Source organism: Streptomyces sp. NPDC001717 (assembly GCF_042892775.1).
GTDB lineage: Bacteria > Actinomycetota > Actinomycetes > Streptomycetales > Streptomycetaceae > Streptomyces.
The window spans coordinates 1-21,310 of the sequence record NZ_JBIAUK010000053.1; the positions used below are offsets into that span (position 1 = coordinate 1).

At 70.6% G+C, this 21,310-nt stretch carries 23 protein-coding genes; 10 read left to right on the forward strand and 13 right to left on the reverse strand.

Annotated elements, in window-relative coordinates; all coding sequences use genetic code 11:
• Window positions 1-565: 565 nt before the first annotated feature.
• The 3 genes from ACFYZL_RS39485 to ACFYZL_RS39495 all read left to right on the forward strand — a co-directional run bounded on the left by ACFYZL_RS39485 (window position 566) and on the right by ACFYZL_RS39495 (window position 2,830).
• Complete coding sequence (locus tag ACFYZL_RS39485; RefSeq protein WP_388685961.1) at window positions 566-1,345, forward strand: hypothetical protein; 780 nt, start codon at window positions 566-568, stop codon at window positions 1,343-1,345.
• A 184-nt stretch (window positions 1,346-1,529) separates the two neighbouring features.
• Complete coding sequence (locus tag ACFYZL_RS39490) at window positions 1,530-2,210, forward strand: hypothetical protein (RefSeq protein ID WP_388685963.1); 681 nt, start codon at window positions 1,530-1,532, stop codon at window positions 2,208-2,210.
• 398 nt (window positions 2,211-2,608) lie between these two features.
• A complete protein-coding gene (locus tag ACFYZL_RS39495) occupies window positions 2,609-2,830 on the forward strand; it encodes a hypothetical protein (protein WP_388685965.1) in 222 nt (73 codons plus the stop codon).
• Between the two features lie 168 nt (window positions 2,831-2,998).
• Here ACFYZL_RS39495 and tpg read toward each other — a convergent pair whose 3' ends face one another.
• From tpg to ACFYZL_RS39510, 3 genes are all read right to left on the reverse strand, one after another.
• Window positions 2,999-3,556: a telomere-protecting terminal protein Tpg gene (tpg, locus tag ACFYZL_RS39500; protein WP_388685968.1), complete on the reverse strand. Its 558-nt coding sequence runs from the start codon at window positions 3,554-3,556 to the stop codon at window positions 2,999-3,001.
• A gap of 66 nt (window positions 3,557-3,622) precedes the next feature.
• A complete protein-coding gene (locus ACFYZL_RS39505; protein ID WP_388685971.1) occupies window positions 3,623-3,841 on the reverse strand; it encodes a hypothetical protein in 219 nt (72 codons plus the stop codon).
• Between the two features lie 96 nt (window positions 3,842-3,937).
• Complete coding sequence (locus ACFYZL_RS39510; protein ID WP_388685973.1) at window positions 3,938-4,771, reverse strand: hypothetical protein; 834 nt, start codon at window positions 4,769-4,771, stop codon at window positions 3,938-3,940.
• A 287-nt stretch (window positions 4,772-5,058) separates the two neighbouring features.
• Between ACFYZL_RS39510 and ACFYZL_RS39515 the strand changes: the two genes are divergently transcribed.
• Window positions 5,059-5,607, forward strand: a complete 549-nt coding sequence (locus tag ACFYZL_RS39515; protein WP_388685974.1) for a helix-turn-helix domain-containing protein — start codon at window positions 5,059-5,061, stop codon at window positions 5,605-5,607.
• A gap of 60 nt (window positions 5,608-5,667) precedes the next feature.
• On the opposite strand, the gene ACFYZL_RS39520 is transcribed toward ACFYZL_RS39515, so the two are convergent.
• The 8 genes from ACFYZL_RS39520 to ACFYZL_RS39555 form a co-directional block, all read right to left on the reverse strand.
• Window positions 5,668-7,395, reverse strand: coding sequence for a DUF2637 domain-containing protein (locus ACFYZL_RS39520; protein WP_388685977.1), 1,728 nt, complete (start codon window positions 7,393-7,395; stop codon window positions 5,668-5,670).
• A gap of 256 nt (window positions 7,396-7,651) precedes the next feature.
• The gene (locus ACFYZL_RS39525; protein WP_388685979.1) at window positions 7,652-7,807 is read right to left on the reverse strand and encodes a hypothetical protein; all 156 of its coding nucleotides are present in this window, start codon (window positions 7,805-7,807) and stop codon (window positions 7,652-7,654) included.
• Complete coding sequence (locus tag ACFYZL_RS39530) at window positions 7,804-7,941, reverse strand: hypothetical protein (RefSeq protein WP_388685982.1); 138 nt, start codon at window positions 7,939-7,941, stop codon at window positions 7,804-7,806. The genes ACFYZL_RS39525 and ACFYZL_RS39530 overlap by 4 nt, the downstream gene beginning before the upstream one ends.
• Window positions 7,938-8,120, reverse strand: a complete 183-nt coding sequence (locus tag ACFYZL_RS39535; RefSeq protein WP_388685985.1) for a hypothetical protein — start codon at window positions 8,118-8,120, stop codon at window positions 7,938-7,940. Before ACFYZL_RS39535 ends, ACFYZL_RS39530 begins: the two co-directional genes overlap by 4 nt.
• Window positions 8,121-8,316: 196 nt before the next feature.
• Complete coding sequence (locus ACFYZL_RS39540) at window positions 8,317-9,414, reverse strand: hypothetical protein (RefSeq protein ID WP_388685987.1); 1,098 nt, start codon at window positions 9,412-9,414, stop codon at window positions 8,317-8,319.
• Window positions 9,411-9,869 carry a hypothetical protein gene (locus ACFYZL_RS39545; RefSeq protein WP_388685990.1) on the reverse strand — a complete coding sequence of 153 codons (459 nt, stop codon included), beginning with the start codon at window positions 9,867-9,869 and terminating at the stop codon, window positions 9,411-9,413. Before ACFYZL_RS39545 ends, ACFYZL_RS39540 begins: the two co-directional genes overlap by 4 nt.
• Window positions 9,866-10,444: a hypothetical protein gene (locus ACFYZL_RS39550; protein ID WP_388685992.1), complete on the reverse strand. Its 579-nt coding sequence runs from the start codon at window positions 10,442-10,444 to the stop codon at window positions 9,866-9,868. Before ACFYZL_RS39550 ends, ACFYZL_RS39545 begins: the two co-directional genes overlap by 4 nt.
• Window positions 10,441-10,845 (reverse strand): WhiB family transcriptional regulator, encoded by a 405-nt coding sequence (locus ACFYZL_RS39555; protein WP_388685995.1) that lies wholly within the window; start codon window positions 10,843-10,845, stop codon window positions 10,441-10,443. The genes ACFYZL_RS39550 and ACFYZL_RS39555 overlap by 4 nt, the downstream gene beginning before the upstream one ends.
• A 514-nt stretch (window positions 10,846-11,359) precedes the next feature.
• Here ACFYZL_RS39555 and ACFYZL_RS39560 point away from each other — a divergent pair.
• The 6 genes from ACFYZL_RS39560 (at window position 11,360) to ACFYZL_RS39585 (ending at window position 18,857) form a co-directional block, all read left to right on the forward strand.
• Window positions 11,360-12,109 (forward strand): GntR family transcriptional regulator, encoded by a 750-nt coding sequence (locus ACFYZL_RS39560; protein WP_388685997.1) that lies wholly within the window; start codon window positions 11,360-11,362, stop codon window positions 12,107-12,109.
• 371 nt (window positions 12,110-12,480) lie between these two features.
• Entirely contained in the window at window positions 12,481-14,043 is a 1,563-nt protein-coding gene (locus ACFYZL_RS39565; RefSeq protein WP_388686000.1) for a hypothetical protein, read from the forward strand.
• A 1,593-nt stretch (window positions 14,044-15,636) separates the two neighbouring features.
• Window positions 15,637-15,918, forward strand: a complete 282-nt coding sequence (locus ACFYZL_RS39570; protein WP_388686003.1) for a hypothetical protein — start codon at window positions 15,637-15,639, stop codon at window positions 15,916-15,918.
• Window positions 15,919-15,977: 59 nt separating this feature from the next.
• Window positions 15,978-16,625 carry a hypothetical protein gene (locus ACFYZL_RS39575; protein WP_388686005.1) on the forward strand — a complete coding sequence of 216 codons (648 nt, stop codon included), beginning with the start codon at window positions 15,978-15,980 and terminating at the stop codon, window positions 16,623-16,625.
• Between the two features lie 1,074 nt (window positions 16,626-17,699).
• Complete coding sequence (locus ACFYZL_RS39580) at window positions 17,700-17,942, forward strand: hypothetical protein (RefSeq protein WP_388686008.1); 243 nt, start codon at window positions 17,700-17,702, stop codon at window positions 17,940-17,942.
• 9 nt (window positions 17,943-17,951) lie between these two features.
• On the forward strand, window positions 17,952-18,857 hold the full coding sequence (locus tag ACFYZL_RS39585) for a hypothetical protein (protein WP_388686010.1): 906 nt from the start codon (window positions 17,952-17,954) through the stop codon (window positions 18,855-18,857).
• A 1,433-nt stretch (window positions 18,858-20,290) separates the two neighbouring features.
• Here ACFYZL_RS39585 and ACFYZL_RS39590 read toward each other — a convergent pair.
• Complete coding sequence (locus ACFYZL_RS39590; RefSeq protein ID WP_388686013.1) at window positions 20,291-20,488, reverse strand: hypothetical protein; 198 nt, start codon at window positions 20,486-20,488, stop codon at window positions 20,291-20,293.
• Window positions 20,489-20,572: 84 nt separating this feature from the next.
• A complete protein-coding gene (locus tag ACFYZL_RS39595; RefSeq protein WP_388686016.1) occupies window positions 20,573-20,827 on the reverse strand; it encodes a hypothetical protein in 255 nt (84 codons plus the stop codon).
• Window positions 20,828-21,310: the final 483 nt, after the last annotated feature.

Sequence of the window (21,310 nt, forward strand, 5' to 3'; positions counted from 1 at the left end):
ATGACCTGTGGAAATACTCCAGGGTCAGACAGATGGAGAACGGCCCCCACAACAGCGTACAACGCCCCGGCTGTTCAAGGCCGCACCCCACCCACCACCAAAACACACTCACCTGACAGACCGTCAGAAGAGATAGAGAAATTCGATGCGTCGCTATACGAAATGGAAATGCGGGCTTTAATTGCTCCGATAGGAGGTTCCTAGGGGTACCTCAATAAACGTTCTCGTGGGTGGGAATTTGATGTGCAAATCAGGCACAGGCCGCCATGAACAATGAGGCTATGGACTGACATGCGGGCCCAGATCGGCGTGCCCTGGAGACTGGGCGGCATGAATCGAGCGCCGCCGTTGGGCACTGGTCCCCGCCCCGCCACCGACTCCTTCGGCCCTTCCGTCCCCCGAGCTGGCCCCGTCGGCCCCGGTCTCCGAGACCGACGGCGCCGCAGCACGGTCAGTGGCCGGCTCCTGAGGTGCCGTCACCAGCCGTGCACAGACCCCTTGACCTGCTTGCAGAACCCCTTGGGAACGCAGTGAAAGCGGGTGGACCACACGAAAGGATCGGGCCGTGACAGATTTCCTGACAGAGCACGCCACGACCCTGCTCGCCCTCCTCACCTTGGTGAGTGCCTTCGGAGGCGCCGTGTTGGGCGCGAAAATCCAGGCCAACGGTGGTCGGGCGCAGGCTCTCGCCGCCCAGAAGGCAGCCGAGACCGCAGCCGCCGCCGCACTCCAGGCGGTGCGCGAACAAACCGACCGTGCGGCTGCCGCCTCTCATGCCGCCGCGGTACGCGATGAGCGGATGGGGGCGATAGCCGACCTGCTCCGCACGGTCCGCGAGTTCACCCGCACTCTGGACCAGCTGTATTCCGAACCGGACGAAGCCAGCGTCGACGCCGCCTACGGTCATTTCTTTCAGGCTCGGAGCGCTGTCGAGCTCCTAGCGCCGACCGCGCTCACCGCCACGTTCACTCGTGTCTTGGTTACCGCTGAGAACCTCGCCGCCCTGGCCCGAAAACGCGCTGAAGCCAAGCGGGCCAGTGAGCGTCTGTCGCGCCTCTCCTACCAGTTTGAGGGGCAAGCAGAAGAAGCAAGGCTGGCGTTGGAGCTACTGGCTGCCCTGCGCACCGCAGCTGTAGCTGGCGAAGATGAGGCGGGCCCGTTCCGGCTAGCTCACGGGGCCCTCTGCCTAGTCTCCGGGCTCACGTCGGCAGAGCAGCTTGCTCTGGTCTTTGACCACAAGCGGCCAGCACTGGAGCCAGTACTTGCTCAGCACAGGGAGGAACACAGCGAGGCTATGGCGGCCTTCATCACGCAAGCCCGCATCGTCCTGGGCGTCGTCAACTAGTGCCTGGCCGGCCCTCGCCAATTCTGACCGAAACGGAAGTTAGCCCCGCAACCCTGCTCAATCTGCGGCGGCACGATCCGGGTCCGCAGAGGGGCGGCCCGCCCCGCACGTGTGGGTGCAGGGGTAGCCCTCTCCTGCCCCTGCACAGGCGTCCGTTGGCAGGATGCTCTCGAAGGGGGTGTCCATGATCAAAAAGCCGGGTTTACCCAGAAAACCTCCGGAGGAGGTTGCTGCGGAGGTTCGGGTATTCCTGACTCGCGTCCACCGGCGTCGGAAGCGCTTCCGAGCGGCCGACGAGAAACACTTGCATGAGGTTCGGAAGCGCGTCGTCGAAGCCGTCTCGGCCGGCATCAGCCCCGAGGAGGTCGCCAAGACCTCCGGCTACACGCTGAAGGCGGTCTCGAAGTGGACGGCCAGGTACCGGTCCACGGTGCAGAAGGTCGAGATCGAAACGGCCAGGGAGAGGCTGGGCACCATCCAGGCGCGGCGGACTCGTATGGCCGCGGAGGAACTGATGATCTCGGCCAAAGCCCGATCCGTGATCCGGAAGGCCATGGGGGTGGGGATCCCTGCCACCGAGTTCGCCGAGCTCACCGACTACGAGATATCTACTGTTGAGCGCTGGTTCGCATCGACTCGTCGTGTTTTGTTGCAAGCCGTTCGGCGCTGGGAGATCGCATCGGTCAGGCGGGGCAAGGCGAACCGGCCACCGCAGGAGCTGTCTCCCGTCGAGTACGACCAGTGGCTTGTGCAGGACGACCAACGGCGCAAGGCCATGTTGCGGAAGTACGGGCTCAAGTCGAGACGCCGGCACTTTTCGCGCAGTGGGCCACATCAGAGGCGACATCGGCGGCGCGGGAGGTGAGGTGGGTCACACACGCGCCTACGCGTGCGCGGGCGGGCGCACGCGTAGCGTCCCCACCTTTTACTACCGAGAGGTAACTGCCCTGTTCAGCGCCACGCCTGACGGTGCGTCTGGGGTTAATGTCGCTCTCACTCCCCAAGCGGGAGCACGCATCGGCAGGCCGCACAACTGCGGGCGCCGTCCATCCGCCAAAGGGCCTCACCAGCGAGGCGAGCGCCTCGGCGGGGCTGCGGAGTAGCAATCCTCGGATCAACCCGGCCCGAGGAACAAGTCGGGGCCTGCCCGTTGGAATCTTCCCGGATCGTGGCGAGCAGGCCCCCCAGACCCCAGGGGGTCCGTCCATGACGGTACACAGCGAACAGCGGCCTGGCCCGGTCGAGAGCCGTGGAATCGAACACATGAACAGTGAGATCGCCCGCCCGCGGCGCCAGGACGCCAAGGCGAAGGTGCTCTTCGTGCTCCTGGCGCTGATGACGGGCGTCGCTGGCGCCCTCGCCGCGTACATCGCGGCCACCCACGCGGGCAACGAGGCGGAGCCCATCGTCTGGGCGGCCGCGACGTTCATCAGCACGACGACCCTCATCGTCCTGCTGGGCGAGAAGGCGGGCCTCATCGAGTAGCGCGCGGGCCCCGACTCCCAGACTCGGATCCCCAGTAGGGCGACCCCCTGCGTGGCGATCTGACGGCCGAACAGGCCCCGCTCCGCCCCGAACCATCCCGGCGGAGCGAAAAGCGGCGAGAGCGGCGCACAGCACCCCCGCCGGGCCTCTCCGTCCTATGGGCCACACTCAGAGGTTCACGTCGATGTAGTCGATATCGGTGAACTCCACCAGGAGGCCCTGGGCGCGGCCGCCGCTGTCCTGGAAGTACACGTCCTGCAGGCCCTGGGCCGCGATCCGCTGCAGGTCGCTCTCGGGGGCCCCGGCGTCCTGGGCGGCGAACAGCCGGCCCGCATACTGCGGCGGCAGGTACTGCGTGATCCGCCGCATCCGGGCGTCGTCCGTGGTGCCGGGGGCGGCGGTGAACCCGAACCGGGCGCGCGTCTCGATGACCAGCCCCGTCTGGGTCGCGGCCTTGTCCCGGGCGCGCTTGCGCACCATGGGCTGCCATCGGCGCCGGACCTCGGCCTCCATCCGGGCCGCGAGGTCCGGCTTCGGCTTCTTGATCTGGTCTTTCACGTACCGCTCCACCGTGCGCTGCGAGACACCCAGCAGCCCGGCCACGGCCTTGGTGGAGCCCTTGTGTTGCTTGACCAGGTAACGCATCTGCGCGCCCGCGCTGCGCGGAATGGGACGGGTGAACGCGGCTTGGCCGGCTCGGTCGAGGCTGTCGCCGACTATGCCCATGAGGTGCCCTTCGCGGGAGGTGGGTCTGGGTGTGGTCGCCGGGGCGACCACACCCAGACCACGGGGTCAGCCGGCGGCAAGCGCCGGACGCTGGTGGTGGGTGCACGCCACCGGGGAGGGCGCGGGAAGCAGCACGACGAGGATGCCGAGCCACATCGAGACCGTGTCGACGTACTGCGGGTCGATGGTCCAGAGGACGCTCAGCAGCAGGATGATCAACACGGCACGGGGCAGCCGCTGACGGGGGGAAAGCGGGTGGACGGGGCCCTTGTTTACAGTGGACATTGCAACCAGCAATCTGCCGGTGAAACCGGCATTCGGGACCGCATCGCCCTCCAAGGTTGGCGCCGAGGGGCGATGCGGTCTGTTTGTCCTCCGGGTCTACTGCTCGGAGGGGGTCTCTTGGGCGGGCGTGTCGAGCCCGATGGGGACGAACGGGTCCTGGAACTGGTAGAGCGGACGCGAGCCCCTGCCGGACCTGGTGTGGAGCGTGTCGAACCACTCCAGCCCTGACTGCTCCAGGACGTGGTGCTCGATGAGTTCGTTGATGCCCTTGGCCACGGTCTGGGGGTTGATGCCGTACCAGTCCTGGATCCGTGCGTGCACGAGGGAGAACTCGGTCTTCCTCAGGCTCAGGGCGATCAGGAGCATCGCCTTGCCGGGAAGGCTCAGCTTGGTGTTGAAGCCCTTCTCCCAGTACTCGAACGGCAGCTGGAAGTAGGGGCTGTCGCCCGGCTGCTTGTAGGGCCTGCCCGTCCCGTCCTCGAGGAGCTTGGTCACCTTCGTCTTGCGGCCCTCGCCCCGCGAGGTCGAGACGAGCTGGAGGTCCTTCAACGCCTTCCAGGCCCTGGAGACGGCCGCTCCGCCGGTGTTCTCGTCGAAGAGCCCCACGGAGCGCGCCCAGGTCGTCGACCAGTCGGTCGCCGAGTAGTCCCCGGCCCCCGTCACCGCCGCCAGCAGCAGGTAGATGTCCAGCGGCCGTTCCTGCTTCTTGCTCACCAGCGTCCGCAGCGGCCCAGGGGTCTTCCGGCCGCTGGCCGAGGCGGCCGAGGCGGCCTGCTGAAGGAAGGACCGCCGGATCGGAACGGTGCGGTTCGTCCGCTTGGACCGCTCCAAGATCAGCGCGATCGTCCTCTCCTGGCTCAAGCCGTCCTGCTCGTCCATCACCGGGGCTTCGTCGCCTGTCCCCGTTTCCTGTGCCGTCGTCAGCTCCATGTGCAAGAGCATGACACACCATCACCCCATGCCCGCAACTTGATTTGCGCGGGCCGATCTGCCTGGTTTGATGGTTCACAGGGCGCCATAAATGAACCAGTTGAGATGACATATATGAACCCATGTAGGACGCACAATCAAGATGGACAAGATAGGCGGGTTGCGGGGTGCCCTGAGGCGAAGCCTGGGCATGCGACGGCGATCGGTACCGGGGTGTGGGCTCTTGATTTTTTTCGCGCCCCCACGGGTCTGCAGCCGCTTGCACGGTGGCCAGAGAGGATGTGCACATGAGCACCCGCCCGATGCTGACCCAGCGGGAGGCCGCCGCCGCGTGCGGCGTCAGCCGCACCACGATCCGCCGCCGCCGTGAAGCCGGTGACCTGCCCGGCGCCTTCGAGGACCCCAAGCGCGGCTGGATGATCCCGGTGGCCGATCTGCTGGCCGCCGGGTTCCGGCTCAACGCCCCCGCCCCGGCGGACCAGGCCGCCGAGGCCCCGGCCGGCGCCGCCGCTACGGCCAGCGGCGAGAACCAGGACGCTGCCGTGCTCCGCACGGAACTCGAGCGCGTCCGCGCCGAGCACGCACTCGCGCTGGCCCGCGCCGAGTACGGGCAGAAGCTGGCCGAGGCCGAGGCCGAGCACCTGCGCGTGCAGCTCGCGGAGCGAGGCGAGCGCATCGCGGACTTGCAGCGGGCCGTGGCGGCCCTGACCCCGGCGCCGGAGCGAGCCGCGCTCACCCCCCGGCCGGACGGGCCGGCCGTGCCCGGCCAGGCACAGGCCGAACCGGTGCCGCAGGAGTCCGGGCCGCGCAGGCGGTGGTGGGGCGGGCGGTCCTGACCCGATAGACGACGGCGGGCGGCACCCGAACCCGGGTGCCGCCCGCCGTCATGTGCCTGGTCAGGCCCGGGCGTCCAGCATGGTCTCCAGCTCGGTCGGCTGGTAGCCGCCGTCCAGCAGGACCACGGCCGCCTTGCGGATGTCGCCTGCGGCGGTCTGCTTCACGTTCAGCACGTCCATGATCATGGTGAGCGGGATGGCCTCCGGGTCGCCTCCGGCGGCCAGGATCATCCGGGCCACCTGGCGCTCGGAGCGCTCACGCGGGGTCAGACGGGCGTAGTCCTCGGCCTGCTGGGCGCGTGCCTCGACCATGGCCGTCTCGTACCGGGCGGTCTGGGCCGCCCAGGCCGCCTCGGCGGCCGCCTGCTCCGCCGCCGCCTGGTCGGCCTTGGCCCGCTCCTCGGCCTCCGCGTGACGCACGGCCGCCGCCCGCTGCCGCACCGCTTCGGCCGCCGCCTTCTCCTTCTCCGCGCGCTGCCGCTCCGCCTCCGCCTCGGCCCGCTCCGCCGCCGCGAAGTCCTCGGCGGCCTTGCGGCGGGCGGCCGCCGCCTCCGCTGACTCCAGCGCCTCGGCCTCCGCCAAGGCCTGGCGCTCCGCCGCCGTACGGCGGTGCTCCGCCGCCGCCTTGGCCGCCTGCGCCGCCGACTCCGCGGCCGCCTTCGCGGCCTCCGCCTGCGCGGCCGCTGTCCCGGTCCGGGCCGCCTGCTCGTGCGTGGCGACCTCGATGTCGGAGGCGTCCTCCAAGGCGCGCAGCTTGTCTTCCTTGGCCTGCCGGCGCTGGCGCTCCGCCTCCGCGCGCTCGCGCTCCGCCTCGGCGCGGAACCGTTCCGCCGCCTCCGCCCGCCACTTCGCCGGGAGGGCAAGGGCCTCTTCCACGGTGTAGCCGCGGGGCGCCATCGTCATCGGCAGCAGCTGCACCTCGGTCGCCTTCGACAGGTCCCCCTTCAGCTCCTGGGTGAGCCACACGCGGTAGCCCTCCAGTGCCTGCTCCCGCTCCACCATCTCCGGGTAGCTGCGCACCACGGCGAGCCGCATGCGCCGGTACAGGCGGCCCGTACGGACCGGGGCCAGCACCCAGCGGTGCAGCGGGATCCGGTCGCTGGCTGTGCCGTCTTCCAGCGCCGCGGCGTGCACGATCAGGCGCCGGGCGCCCTCCACGCCGACGACGAAGAGGATCGGCATCAGCGCGTGCCACAGCACCCGTACCGGGCCGGCCACCGCCGCACCGTCGGCGGCCGCCTTCACGATGGTGCCCCCGGCCGCGTTGATGACCACGGTGGCTGCGGTCATGGCGTGGGCGCCGAACCTCAGCAGCGGCCAGGGGATGCGGCGGCCCGTCAGGTACAGGTCCAGCGCCAGGAACCCGATGATCGCGCCGTCGATGCCGATGGGGATCCACGGGGCCAGCCACGTGGCGAACCCGGCTGCCTCGGCCATCGCGGCCAGGGTGCTGTATGAGGCGGCGAACCCGATGATCGTGACCGGGATCATGCCGATCAGAGCGGCCGCCGCGAGCAACCGCGCGACCCGGCGAGGCACTGCGGCCCCGGCCTGGGGGGTGGCCACCCTGGCCGGGTCCGCCTGGCCGGTGGCCGGGGCCACGGCCACCGGGTGGCCGACCGGCCCCGGCCACCCCAGGCCGCCCTGGCGCGGCGGGGGCGGAGCGCCCTCCGGTCCGCCCGGAGCGCCCGGCCGTGTGGCCGGAGTGGCCCCGGCCGTGGCCGGAGCGGCCGGGGCCACGGCCTCCTCCTGGCCTACGTGGTGGCCGTCCGTCAGCGTCTCGTTCATCCCGGCATCCTCCCCCCTCGGACGCGGAGCCGGAGCACCGCCCCGCCCAACCGGAGCGGCACCCGGTCCGACCGGAGCGAGCGGCACCGGCGGCCGGGTCAGGTCGTGCAGCGTCTGGGGCGTCGTCACAGGAACCTCCAAAGCGAAAACTTGGGGGCGGGCCGGGAGGTCGTCTCCCGGCCCGCCGGATCGGTCCGGCCGCAGTGGCTCGCCCCCTTCGGGGGGTGCACTTCCGAGGCCGACAAGGGAGGCCGGGTCAGCGGCCGGACAGGTGCGCGGCGATCTGCGCGTTCAGCGCGGCGGCCGCCTCCGAGGCGTTCCGTATGGCCGCCGCCGCGGCCTCCGCGGCCGCCGCCTCCTGGCGCTGCCGCTCCAGCGCGGCCTGGTACTCGGCGCTCTGCACGTCGCTCACCGCGCACCCCCGGCGAGGGCGGCGATCAGGCGGGCGGTCCAGGTCCCGCACACCGCGCACCGGTAGGTGCCCCGGGTGGCCCGGTCCTGCCGCATGCGCCGGCCGTGGCAGCGCGGCGCCGTCGCCCGGCTCACCGCCGACCCCACAGACGGCCGCCGCCGCTGCTGTCCTTGTCCTGGCCCGGCTCCGGCTTGGACTCCGCCTTGAACCAGCCGCCGCGCGAAGCGCTGTACTCGGTGGCGTGGCGCTCGCGGTCGGTGTCGGTCTGGCCCTGGGCCAGCTCGCTCTGGGAGATCGTCTTGCGCAATGCCATGATGTGGCTCCGTCTCTCGTGAGGGATGGAACCGGGCGCCCCTTCGTCTTCCGCCAAGTTGATCGGGGGGCGCTCCGGCATGTCCGGACCCCTCTCGGGTCCGGCGTCTTTGGGTGTCAGGGACGGCCGTCAGGGGCCCTGTTAGGGCCCGTTAGGCCGCCGATAGAACCGCAGGTCACACGGCCGATAGGCCGGTCTAACGGGCTTCCTGGGCCCGGCCCGGGAAGAGAGCCGGGGAAGGGGCCGAATCGGGGTCCAGCAGACCCCCCGGGATAAGCCGCAAGGCGGCCGGTGCGGGGGTGCCAGCGGGGGCCGGGACGGAGGCCTCGGCGGGCCTCTCCCCGACCGCCTGAACGGGCACCCGGGCGGGGGCCGCAGCGGCCGCCACGGCGGTCTCCCCCGGGGCCGTGACGGGGGCCTGGGCGCGGGCCCGCAGCAGGGCCGCCGGGGACATCCCCAAGGCCGCCGTCGCGGTATCGATCCGCAGCCCCACGCGGGTCACCGGCTTACCGCCGATCCGCATCCCGACCTTGTCGGCGGTAGGCAGGCCGCAGCCCTCCACCCAAGTCCGCAGCTCCCCCTGCCCCGTCCCCTCCGGAAGCAGCCCGGCCGCGACCGCGGAGGCCAGCACCACGTCCAGGTGCACCCCCGCCCGCCCTTTGACCTCCGCCTCGGCCAGCGCACCCACCACGTGCAGCAGCAGCGCCGTACCCCGGTCCGGTGCCGGTTCCGTGGCCTCGGCGTCCTCCGCCTGCTCCGCGGCGTCCGGCTCCTGGTCGTCGTCCTCGTCCGGGGGCGGGGCGGGCGCGAGCATCCAGGCCGCCACCGCCCACCCCAGGCCACCGGCCGTGGCCAGCACGCCCTGGTACGGGCCGAGCTGCTGCACGTACGGCCACAGCAGGGTTCCGGCGGTGCCAGCCGCGCCGGAGACGAGCAGCCCGCCGAACGCGGCCAGCCCCAGGGATTCGGGCACCGGACGGCGGACCGGCTTCACCGGAGGCGCCGTCACCTCGGCGCCGTCCCCCGGCTCCTGGTCCTCGTCGAGGTCGTCGTCCTGGTCGGCCTTGGCCCGGCGGGCCTTGGCCTTGGCCGCTTTCGACTTCGCGGCCTTGTCGGCCTTGGCCTGGGCGGCCGCGGTGGCCTCGGTGTCCACGCTGGCCGCGTTCCAGGCCCACCCGAGCACCCGCCCGCCGCACCGGCAGACCATCCCCGCGAGCACGACCGACCCGGACACGAGCGCGGTGAACGCGCTCCCCGGCCGGACGATCTCTTTGACCTGCGCCCCGGTGCTCACAGCGCGCCCACGATGTTCGCGAGTTTGAGCACCAGGCCGACGCCGATGCTCCAGATACCGCCGGCCTGTCCGTAGATGACCCCGGCCGAGATGCCCAGCAGCGCGGGCCACAAGGTGCGCTTCCACTTCGGGACGAACGTCAGGATGCTCAACGCCAGGGCGACTCCGCCGAGGCCGATGTTCCCCAGGCCGGAGCCCTGGATCACGGACGTGGGCACCTCCGAGATGCCCTTGACCACGTCGCCCCACAGCTCGCCGGCCGCCACGGCCAGCGTGCCGAACGCGATGCCCCACGACCCGGCCTTGTCCCTGTCCAGCTTCATGCGGTCCGAGCCGCGCACGCCGAGGAACAGCAGCAGGCCGCTCGCCAGGGCGAGGCCGGAGAGACCGACCGACCCGAACACGGGCCCCGCGGCCAGCACCACGTCCGTGGCGATGATCTGAGTCGAGGTCACAGCAGCGCTCCCGGAGCGTAGAGGAGAGAGGAGAGAACGACGGTGGCGAGCGGGATCCGGGCGGCCCACCGCAGCGGCGCCGTCCAACCGGCGGAGTGCCGCTCCAGGTAGAGCCAGCAGACGGAGCCGACCGCCCCGGCCACGGCGAGCGGCGCCAGCAGCGCCGACCACGGGGCCGACCACGACATGAACTCCGTGACGAGATGGCCGGTCCCCTGGCCCCAGAACGCGGCGCCGAGCGCCCCGGCTGGACGGGCCGCGAGACCCGCGAGCCCGGGAAGCCCCCTCAGGACCCCGCCGGCCTTCCACCCCGCGTACGCGGCGGTGCACGTGAGCGTGAACGTGGCCACCGGCACCAGCGACAGGTTGATGTCCGCCATGACCGTCGCGCCCGCCATCGGGTCACCGGCGACGCCCCAGAGCAGGCAGTGCCCGACCGCAGCGGCGCCGCCGTTGTAGGCCAGCCACCGCCACCGCGACGGCTGCACCGCCACCTGCACCGCAGCCGCGGCCTTGCCGTGCTTCTTCTTGCGCTTCTTCCGCGCCTTCGCGGCGCCGACCGTGGGGGCGCTCACCGTTGTGCCCCGTTTCGCGGCCGCTTGCCGAACACCTTCACGTGCAGCGCCCGCCGGTCCCCCTGCCGCAGCCCCCCGCGCACCCCCAGCACCTTCGACGGAGTGGAGGAGTCATTCAGGTCCTGGGCCAGGCACCAGGCAACAATCGGGCACCGCCCGCAGTACGCCAGCGCCGTCCGCTCCGCCTCCGAGGGCACGGCCGCGCCGGTCGTGGTCTCCCACGGCTCCGGGTAGAACATCCTCGGGTCCGCCCCCACACAGGCCGCACCGCCCGACTGCTCCCGGCGCACCGCCGGAGCGGGCGCCAGGTCCTCGAACTCCCAGAGCCGGTCCAGCCAATCCGTTGGACGCGACGCGACCCAACCCTCCGGCAGCGGGGGCACCCCGCCCACCGCGCTCACAGCTCCACCCCGAGCGCCCGCAGGCCCGCACGCACCCGCAGCTCGTCCCCGCCCAGGCCCAGCGCCTCCGGCGCCTGGCAGGTCTCAACCGGTCCCGCGGTGCAGCGCCGTGACGGTAAGACCGTCCGTGTCACCGCTGCGGGACACAGGCCCCGCCTGGGGCGCCACCAGCGCCTCGCCTCTGCAACCATCACGAAGTCGGCCTCTCTCCACGCATATGGACAGGTCCGGCAGCAACGCAGGCGCTCCAACGGCTGCGTTGCCGCCCGGTTGGCGCTCCAACGCCGACCGGGCGATCTGTGTTTGCGCAGGTCAGACGACGCAAACACAGGACCGGGACACGCTGACTAGCCCCCGCCAGGGGTACCGGGCGGGGCGTCATCGCGCTCCATCACCGTAGACCACTAGCGCTAAGCAGCGCTAGTGGTAGCGCTGCAACTCTCTGTGGTTTAGCCTCAGAGGTGCACCGCTGTACTCGCGGGGAGTACGGCACTAGCCAAAGGAAGGGCCTGGTATGACCGAGACGGCCGGTTACGCGGAGATCGCGGCGTACTACCGCAAGCAGATCCAAGACGGGGCACTCAGGCCAGGCGACACGATGCCGTCGTTGCGGCAGGTCGGCGAACACTTCGGCGTGGCGCAGACGACCGCCAACAGGGCCTTTCGTGTGCTCAAGCAGGAGGGGCTGACCCTCCCGAAGGCCGGCGTCGGAACCATCGTCGCGGGCCCCATCAGTAACAACATCGCGGCCCGAGTACGTCTGCACGAGGCCACTGGTAGCGCCCTTGCTGGCGGGGAGACCTCGCACATCGTGGAGATCGGCACGGTCGGCGCGGATGAAGTGGTAGCGCCACGTCTGGACGTAGCCCACGGCACGCCCGTGCACGTGCGGCGCCGCGTGGTCAGCCGGAACGGCGTACCGGTACACGTCAGCAGCTCGTACTACCCGGCTTACGTGATCGCTGCCACCCCAGAACTGACGGAACTGGTATCCACCGGCGGGTCTCGCGAGCTGGCGGCAGAACGGCTGGGGAGCGCCCAGGACCATGTCTTGGAAGAGGTGACCTCTCGCTACGCCACGGAATCCGAAAAGGCCGCCCTCGGTCTCACTGCCGGGGAGGTAATCGTGACTCAGGTGGTTCGTACGGTTTACCTGGCTGACGGCCGTGTAGTGGAAGTTGCCGTAAAGGTAGCCGGGGGAGCGACCATTCTCCGGTGGGCCACTTCTCTAAATTCTCAGGCTGCTGCGGGAAACACCGAATAAGCCGCTGCAGCAATGCGTGAAAATCTGAATTCATGCGCAGAATTAAACAGTCGCTCGGTCTTGCACGCAGCGGGACAGATATCAGCCCCCGCCGCATTGACCCCAAGAGACCTACGAAGAGACCTACGAAAAATAACTGCTCTGATCCCGATTAGCCGGGGTGCGGGAGCATGGCCCCACAACACAGCGAGCCCCGCCGGGAGGCGGGGCTCGACAGGTCCATCCCAGGGTTCGCGGCCCTGGTCTGGAGAGGCGCGACATCACAGCAAGAGGTTGGAGGTGCGCTCACTGATGAGCGTACGTGGAACGGCAGGCCAGGCACCACATGGCCTCGGTCACGATGGCATGTCCACCCGAGCGGGGGTGGGGCGGTGAAGAAGCGCAGTGGGCGGCCGGCACGGTTCGCGGCGGTCCCGAACGAGACGATCGACGACGCTCCGGGCCTTGATCTGACGGCCTTGGGGCTGTTGGCGGTGCTGATCCGCCACCAGGACGGTTGGGACGTGACACTGGCCGAGATCGCCCGGAAGTACGGGTACGGCCGGGACGGGCTGGCGGCCGCGATGGGGCTGCTCCAGGTGGCCCGGTACGTCGTGAAGATCCGGGTCATGGTCTGGGAGGGCAACCAGTGGTCCACCGAGGTGGTGGTCTACGACACCCCGGCCAGCGACGCGGAGGTGTCGGCGCTGCTGGCGTCGGTCGAGCGTGAGCGGGATGTCCGGCAGGTGCAGCTGATCGAGCCGACCGCGGCCGCGAAGGCCGCGGCCGCGAAGCGCCGGGCGAAGCTCGCGGGGAAGCCCTCGAAGCGGGTCGAGATCACCGTTCCCCGACTCCCGGAATCCCGGGAGTCGGGGCTGACCTGCGAAAACGATTCAATTGACCAGGTCAGCCCCGACTCCCGTGTTCCCCGGGTGTCGGGGAACACGGGAGTCACTAAGAAGACTGTTAGCCAGAAGACAACAGAAGACGATCAAGCGCCTGCGGCGCGAGCCGCTGGTGACGCCCGTAGGGCTAGTGCGGGTAGTAGCGCGCGTGCTAGCGCGGGCGGCTCCGCCGCGTCCTCCGGCGCTGGCGCGCCGAACCGGGGTTCGCGCTCGGGGAAGGCCGGCAAGAGCGCCGGGGTGCGGATGTCCCGTGAGCAGGCCGCCGCGGTGGCCCGGGTCGAGGCTGCCTGGCCCGAGGCCCTGGCCGCGCTGCTGCCGAAGTACCGGCCGGCAGTGCTGAGGGACGCGATCCTGGGCGCGCTGGACGGTGGGCGGACCGCCGAGCAGCTGGCGGCGCGGGTGGAGCGTCGGTGGTGGGCTCACGGCTACCGGGACGCCCTGGCCGAGGGCGGGCCGGGCATCGGCTCCCCGGTCGGGGTCGCGGTGGGCCTGGTGCGCCCGTCCACGGACTGCCCGGACCCGATGTGCGAGGACGGCGTGACCATCGACCGCGACGCGGCGTGCCCGGCGTGCGAGCAGCGGCGTGCGGACCGGAAGGCGGCCAGGCAGCAGGGCCGGGTACCGGGCCCGCGGGAAGCTGGCCCGGCTCCGGTGTGGTGGGAATGCCAGGGCGCCGACGAGGACGGCCGGCCCTGCGAGGCAGCCGGACACGGCCCGCGGCCGGAGGACGGTCTGTGCTGGCAGTGCCACGACCGGGTCGAGGCTGAGGCGATTGAGCGGGCCACGGTGGGCCTGCGGGCTGAGCGGGACGCGGAGTACGCCGCCCAGGCTGAGCGCGCCAGGACGGCTGCGAAGTGGGGCGCGATGCTGGACGACGCGTACGTCGAGCACGCCGAGTGGGAGGCGGCCGGGGATGCCGAGCGGCGGGCGCGGCGGGAGGCCGAGGCGGAGGAGACTCGGCGGCTGCGCGAGCAGCTGGCTGCTGAGCACCCCGAGTTGGCCGCCTACGCCCAGCAGTCTGTGCCACAGGCCGCCACGGCGCCGGTCTAGCCGCCAGGGGCGGTTACCGGTTACCGGTTACAGCCCTGGGGTTACCGGGTCCGGCCTGGCCTGAGCTGCGCGAATCCGCGTTCTCCGGCCTGTAACCGGTAACCGGTAACCGCCCCTGGGGAGAGTCCTGTAGTGGGTCAGTGGCGCAGGATGCGGGTCAGAAATCTGGCTCGAGCGCCGGGCGGCTGGGCTGTGGCACCCGGACGCGGCCGGGCCTAGCGAGGGCCGGAAGGGCCGCTGTGCGGCCCGCTGAGCGCCTCGGAGGTGATTTCGGCCCCCCAGGTGGGAGCGGTCTCTGAAAGGCGCTCAGCGGGGCGTGTGGGGCTTCGGGTTGATGATCGGCCTCGGGTGACGTCCACTCAGGCCCCGCTCGGCGACCCGGTGGTCGGCACTGCCCGCGGCCGTACCCGCGGCCCGGGCTGACACCTGACACGTCAGAACGGCCGCTGACCTGGCCCGGGGCCCTGGCGCGCAGGCCGGTGGCGTCAGTGTCAGGCGTCAGCCCGTGTCACACGGGCTTGTCACACAGGCCGCCAGGTGGTGTCACACCGGGCGGGTGTCACACGGCTGACCAGGCCCGGGGCCACCGAACCCCCGCCCCTGGCGCAGGCGTCACACATGGGTTCATCACCTGCCGTGGGGCCGATGAACGGTGGGGGCCAGGATGCGCGCCTGCACGCGCGCGTGTTGGGCTCCTCGAGGCGGCTGGTGGGGCCGGGGCTAGGGTCAGGGCCAGCCCGCGCCGATATGGCGTGCGCGGGTGAGGCCCGGTGCCCAGAGCGCTCTGGGAGCAGTACCACCGGGCCGCCCAACACGTGCACGTGTGCACGGGCACCCTCGTGCACACGACGATCGCCCCGGCTGGGGCCGGCCAACGCGTGCCGTGCGTGGCGCGTGCCGCGCACGAGGGGCTGAGGCGGGGGAGTGCCCGCTCTTCAACCGGAGCGGAAAGTCGCGGTAGGCCCGGGAAGGGCCCTGTACGGCCGTGTGAGGGCCGAACGTCGCCCCCAAGGCCGTTGGGCTGCAAAGGCTTGTGAAAGGCCCTCAGGGGCGCTTGTGCTGCTTCCGGCTTTTGTGTTGCCGCGGATACGGCAAAGGCCGACGTACGCACCCCATGGGTACGCTCATCGGCCGCCGCGCGGGTCACGCGCCAACATGACCCGCAATGTCCCTGGTGTTTGCCTAGGTTGGAGCCAGTAGCAGTCAGGGCGCCTGTAAACGCGCATACCTGTCGGATCAGGAAGAGCGCGCGTAACGAGGTTGAGACTACGGCTGCGGGGGCTCAGGTATCACTCACAGTTGCTGGGACAAAAATCGGGCCAATGAATTTTCGGGCGCCTCGGAAGCGCCATCGTCCCAGCTCAGAGGCCCTGCGTGTTCGTTGGCCCGGCGCCAACATTCTGGGACGCCTTCCGGGCCAATTCGCGGCTCTTGGCGAAGAGGGGCTACGGGCTGAGAGGCTTGGTCCGCAGTGCTTCGTTCCGCTGCGCAGGTGACGCCAATCACCTAGCGGAACAGGCCTGGTGGAGCCAGTAGCAGTCGGTCGGCGGCCCTCCTGGGGGCCGTCGACCCATACCCGTGAAGGTGCCTGAATTGAACACGATCGACGGGGCCTCGGCCCCGGCCTCCGGCGTGCGCTTCGGCATGCCGCACGCCCTCGTTATCGCCGCCTACCTGGCGGCCGCCGTGCTCCTCAGCCTCATTGCGCACATGCCCGTGCAGGACATCCTCGTCCTGCTCGGGGGCGCCGGCGCGGTCAGTGTCGCCGTCCTGGTCGCCTCGAACGTCAAGGGTGGCAAGGGCGGTGGCGGCGGCCTGCTGCGGCGGCTGTTGAACGCCGCGCTCGGCGGGCCCGGCAGCGGGAGCGTGAACTAGTGAGCCGGCCGGGGCGCCCCGAAGCCCCCGTCGACCACACCATCCCCGAGCTTGGGGCGTTGGCCCAGTTCCTCCGCGACAGGCGGGGCAGCATCCCCTACAGCACTCTGGCCAAGCACAGCGCGTGGGGGGCGTCGACCCTCAAGCGCGCCGCGGCCGGCAAGGCGCTGCCGACGTGGGACTGCGTCCAGGGCTACCTGGCCGCCTGCGGCATCACCAACGGCCCGGGTTACGACGACGCCGGATGGCTCTACGTGTCCGCCTACGAGGCCTGCAAGCGCCGGCCCAAGCGCTGGGGCGCCGCGCCGCGACCGGACCTCGCCGCCAGCGAGGCCGACCTCAGCCGTGCCCTGCGGGCCGCCTACGAGGCCGCCGGGCGTCCGTCCATCCGGGATTTCGTTGAGCGAGTCGGGGACTACCACCTGCCTCGCACCACCGCGCACCGCATCATGCGGGGCCAGGCCATGCCGGTGGACGTGTCGCAGTACCTGAGCTTCCTTCAGGCCTGCGGCATCCCTGGGCGCGCGCTGCCGGCCTGGTTCGATGCCTGGTCTCGCATTCGGGGGGTCAGTCCCTTCCTCGAGATCCGGCGTATCAGCCCCCTCCTCGACGGGGTCGGCGTTCTGTACCTCAGGTGGCTGGAGAACCAGAAGGTGTACCCGCCGCCCGCTTGGTACCAGGGCACGAGGATCAGCGCCGCAGCCTGATCGACAAGACGAACGCGGGGCCGTCCTGGAAGGGGCGGCCCCGCCGCTCTCTTCACGCTGCTCTCACAGGGATGGGCGTCTTCGTGCTGGGGCGTCCGGACGGGATCAGGCGGTGTTGCGGGAGACGCCGAGCAGCTTCGCGAGCGAGGTCATGGGACGGGCTTGCTGCGGGGCTGCGTTTCACCGTGGCTGCGGTGACCGGGACGTGAAACGCCCAGTTACCCGGTCGGCCGATGTCTGGGGCATCGCCGGCGGCCGGTGAGGAGAGTTCTCTCCACCTGCCCGTGGCCTTCCGGTGTTTCAAAGCTCAGGGTGCGGCCGGAGGCCGCACCGAGGGCCGGTCTCGCTGCAACGAGAACCGACCTGTTTCCCCTGTTGTGTCGAGTGGCAACGGCCCGGGGAGACCGCGTACGAGGGATCCGCCCCAGGGGGGGCGGACGCAGTCGGCCACGTCCCGGACATGCCTGACCTGCAGACATGTGGACATGGCTCTGGGAGACATCCCTGTTACGGCACGGTCCAAGACCGGGCCGGGGACAGCCTCCTGGGACGGCGGGCATGGGTTCCATGCCTGGCCGGCGGGCATCCGGACGCGTCTGCCGGAGTCATCCGGGAGACGGGCAGAGTGGCCCGCACCAGGGCTGAGGAGGGATCCCACGAGGGAGCCAGGGTGTTCACCAGGCCGAGGCCGGCGTGGAACAGGGCGAGGGACTGCGGTCCTGACCGATTGATACGCATCGCCTGTGCTCCCCTCCGTGAGGCCCGATCTGGTTCGGGCTACGCATCGCAGCCTGAGGGTTCCAGCGTGCCGGGACAAGGCCTCCTGTCCGTCACACCTTGGACAAGAGGCCGCGGCGCGCCCCGGCGGCCCGGACGGGCGTCGCCATGACCTGCGCGATCAACACTGACGCTGTTTCAACTTCCAGTGGGACAAGCTGAAACGACGCCTCCGGCGCGTGTAGACGGGCACACGAGGGTCCTGAACGCTGTGGGGAGGTCTAAGACCTTCGGTCCTGCAAGGCCGTCGGTCAGCTGGTGGACCTGTCGAGTGGCAACGATCCCCAGGAGTAACAGTTGAAGAAGAAGACCGCGCGCGCAGCCGCGTGTGTGGAGGCTCCGACGACGAGCACCGGACCCCTGGTCCCGGTGCCCGCCACGATCATCGTGGTCATCGTCATCCTCCTCACCGCCGCACTCACCTTCTACGGGATGCCGGTGGACACCGTCATCACCATCCTCGCCGTCGGCGGCCTGCTCGGCATCGAGCTGATCCGCCGGCTGGTCGACACACTCACCACCCGCCGCCAGGTCTCCTAAGAGACCGCGATGGGGCGCGAACCCAGCGCCCTGGCTGAGCACACCGCCCGGGGTCTGGCGCAGTGGCTGCTGTCACTGCGCCAGGCCTCGGGCCTCTCTGTCAGCCAGGTGGCGAGCCGAACCGAGCGGATGGGCATGTCCATCTCCCGCAGCACCCTGTACCGGGCCGAATTGGTCCGCATGGTCGGGAAGCAGCCGAGTATCCCCGCATGGCCAGTCGTCGAGGCCTACACCAAGGCCTGCGGCGGCAACATCACCGAGGCGAGGCGGCTGTGGACGAAGGCCGCCTCTGTCCCTGCCCCGGGCAAGACCACTCCGGCGGCACCCCGGCGGCCGGTCAAGGCACTCCAGTACATCTCCGAGCCCGTCGACCTGCTCCACGCCATGCAGAACCTGCGGCTTCGGGCCGGGAACCCGTCGTTGCGTGAACTGGAGAATCGGGCCAAGCCCCGCTTCAGCACCGTCACCCTGCTGCCGCGCACCACGCTCGGCGCAGTCCTCAACGGCACCCGGCCCTGCCGCCGGGAGCTCCTCGCACACTTCGTCCGAGCCTGCGGAGTGACCAACGAGGCGGAGGTCAGGCGCTGGCTCCAGGCATGGGACCGCATCGAGGCCTCCCGCACCGGCACCGTCAACCACGACATGCACCACCGGCTCACCGCACTCGAGGAGGACCTCCACCACACCAAGGCCGCCCTGGCCACCGTGCTCACCCTGCCCAATCCCCGCCACGAGCCGGAGCCGGAGCCGGCACTCGTGCCGGACACCCGCCCCGCGGAGACTCAGCACCCGCAGGTCGCGGAGCCGGTCACCGAACCGGCCCCCGTCATCTGGGTCCGCACCAAGCCGTCGCGGACCCGCCGGTCCGGAAAGTGGCTGTCCGGACTGGTCAAAGGCATCTCCGCAGCCTTCTGACCTTGAACGGGCCTTGGAGCAACAACCGTCACCCCGTCGGGCGTGGCGGCCAATGAAGGCCACAGCCTGACCGAGTAGCCGAAGGCGGGGCCGCCCTGGAGGGGGCGGCCCCGCCGTCTTTGTGCTGCCTCCCCGTCCTGTGACCCCCCTCCGGTCCGCGCGGCTCGGGACCGCGGGAGGACCCATCGAGGGGAACCGCAGGGGGGAACAGATGGGGGTAACCATGGGGGGAAACGCAGGGGGAACTTATGGGGGCAAACATAGGGGGAACGTGCACGCGGACTCACCGCACATCGCCCCAGGTCAGCCCCAACTTTCTGACCGGTGAGTGCTCAGACATTAGGTCTGGGCTGGGGCGAAGGGGCGGGTTGGAGTTGGTCGGGGTGGAGGTTGGCGGGCGGGGGCCGGGTGTGGGTGAGGCTGACTGGTTTCTCGGGGTGATCGTGGGGGTTGGGGTGGTTGGCGTGGGGTGATCACGAGAGCGGGAGGCATGGTGCGGCGGGTAGCGGGGTGACGGGTTGCGGGCGTTGGGGTGGCGGCCGTGATCCTGGCGGGTTGCGGGGGAGCCGCCTCGGACGGGAATCCTGCAGCGCCGCCATCGGCGACGGCTGACCCGCACACGGCCGGGAAAGCTGCGGTGCTGGGCGCGTACGCGGGCAGGGGGTTGCCGAGGTCCGCTCGTACGCCTCCGGAGCCTGTCGTGCGGCCCTGTCGCGAGGGTCGGCCTGTCGGCGCGACAGAGGCCCTGTGGCCTGCGCCGGGAGGCCGAAACCCCCGGTGTGCGACAGGCGCGACAGGGCGCGGCAGGACCAGGCCGGTTCGGCCTCGGCGGCCGCCGGCCCGCCCTGAGCAGCACTGGACCTCTTCCTGGCTATCGCAGAAAGAGGTGTCGTCGCGGTTGACAGGCTTGCCCACCGGCCCTGACCAGGCACGATGATCAAGATCGCAAAAGGGAGGGTCCCACTCCCGGCCACACCTCCGGTGCAACCCCTAGTGCCCCTCTACAGGCAACTGTCCAGCCCCCTTCCGGTGCAACCTCCGTCCGGGCGGCCCGGGGTGGGGCTGGCTTCGGCCGGGCGCCCTCGGGACGGGGCGCGGGCAAGCCCTGCTGCTCGGTCCCGGCCGGTGTGGGCAAGCCTCCGTGCTGCTGGGCAAGCCTGGTGTTACCTCCGGCGCGGGAGCCGGGTCCGGGGAGTATCCGTCCTGGTCAGAGCGGGTAACAGGGGTGGAGGTAACCGGGCTGGTAACCGGGCGGGTAACAGCCGCAGGGTGTGGGCAAGCCTGGCTTGCCCACGGGGGAGTGGTGACTGGGAAGCGCAGTCACCGGTGAGTTGGCCGGTGAGGTTCCTGGTGGGTGAGTGCTTTAGCCCCTTGACCTCCTGGTTTGTTCTCCCTGGTCAAGGGGGCAGCCACGCACGGCCGGTGACGGGAGGTCAGTGCCCAGCCGCTGTGGTTCCGGATCCCAGACGGCGCCGGCCGGGCGCCTCCGCGGCCGCGGACCGGCCGGCGGGGCTGATGTTTTCGGCGGCCGGGGCGGCCAGCTCGGCTGCGAGGCGGGCACGGGGGCCGGCCGCGGCGGGGACGTCGGTGGTGGGGCGGGGGCCGGTGCCCAGGGGGCGGCGCTGGATCATCGGATCAGTGTGCCGTGGGTGTTCCCAGTGGGAACGCTGGGCCCGGCCGTCCCTCCCGTGGCCGGGCCCGCGCGGTGCGTGGTGTTAGCGGCGCGACAGGTACAGCAGGGCGGGTAGGGCCAGGGACGTGAACGCGGCGAAGGTGGCGATGCCGACTGCGGCGGGGTCGGCCCAGGCCGGCGCCCATCGGACGAAGAGTGCTGCGCCGATGGCGAGCACGGTGCCGAGCACCGTGAGGGCGAAGGTGAGCGCCAGGAGGAGGACGAGCCGCTGTTGGCGCTCCCGGGCCAGCTCCTGCGGATCGGGCTCGGGGGTCTGGGTGGTGGTCGTGGTGGACATGGGTGTTCCTCTCGGATGCCCGGCGTCGGGCCGGGGGTTGTTGGGCGAGGGCCACTCTGCGAGCGATCGAGGACGGGATCGAGTTTTCGCGAATTTCCGTTCCGTGGCTGGTCAGAGGCCCTCGGGGCGGCTGGAGCGCAGATTCGCGAAGGCTTGACACGGCGCCGTGTCACGGGGTGCCCGATCGCTGGGTTGAGGTTGCCTAGGGCGCACGCAAGCCGCGCAAGTCCCCCGTCTCCGGGCAGCCAGAATTTTTCTTCGGGAGCTAGTGACACGTAATTTCGGGCGCCATTCAATGGTTTTTGATGAAGCCTGCTGAATTTGTTGATGCGACGTTCTGAATTTCTCCACTGCTCCTGACGGTTCGTCAGATTGGTGTGTTTTGGTGGTGGGTGGGGTTGGGCTTCCAATGTCCGGGGCTCTGTGCGTGGTTGTGGCGCCGTTCTCGACCCTGTCTGGCCCTGGGGTATTTCCGCAGTTCAA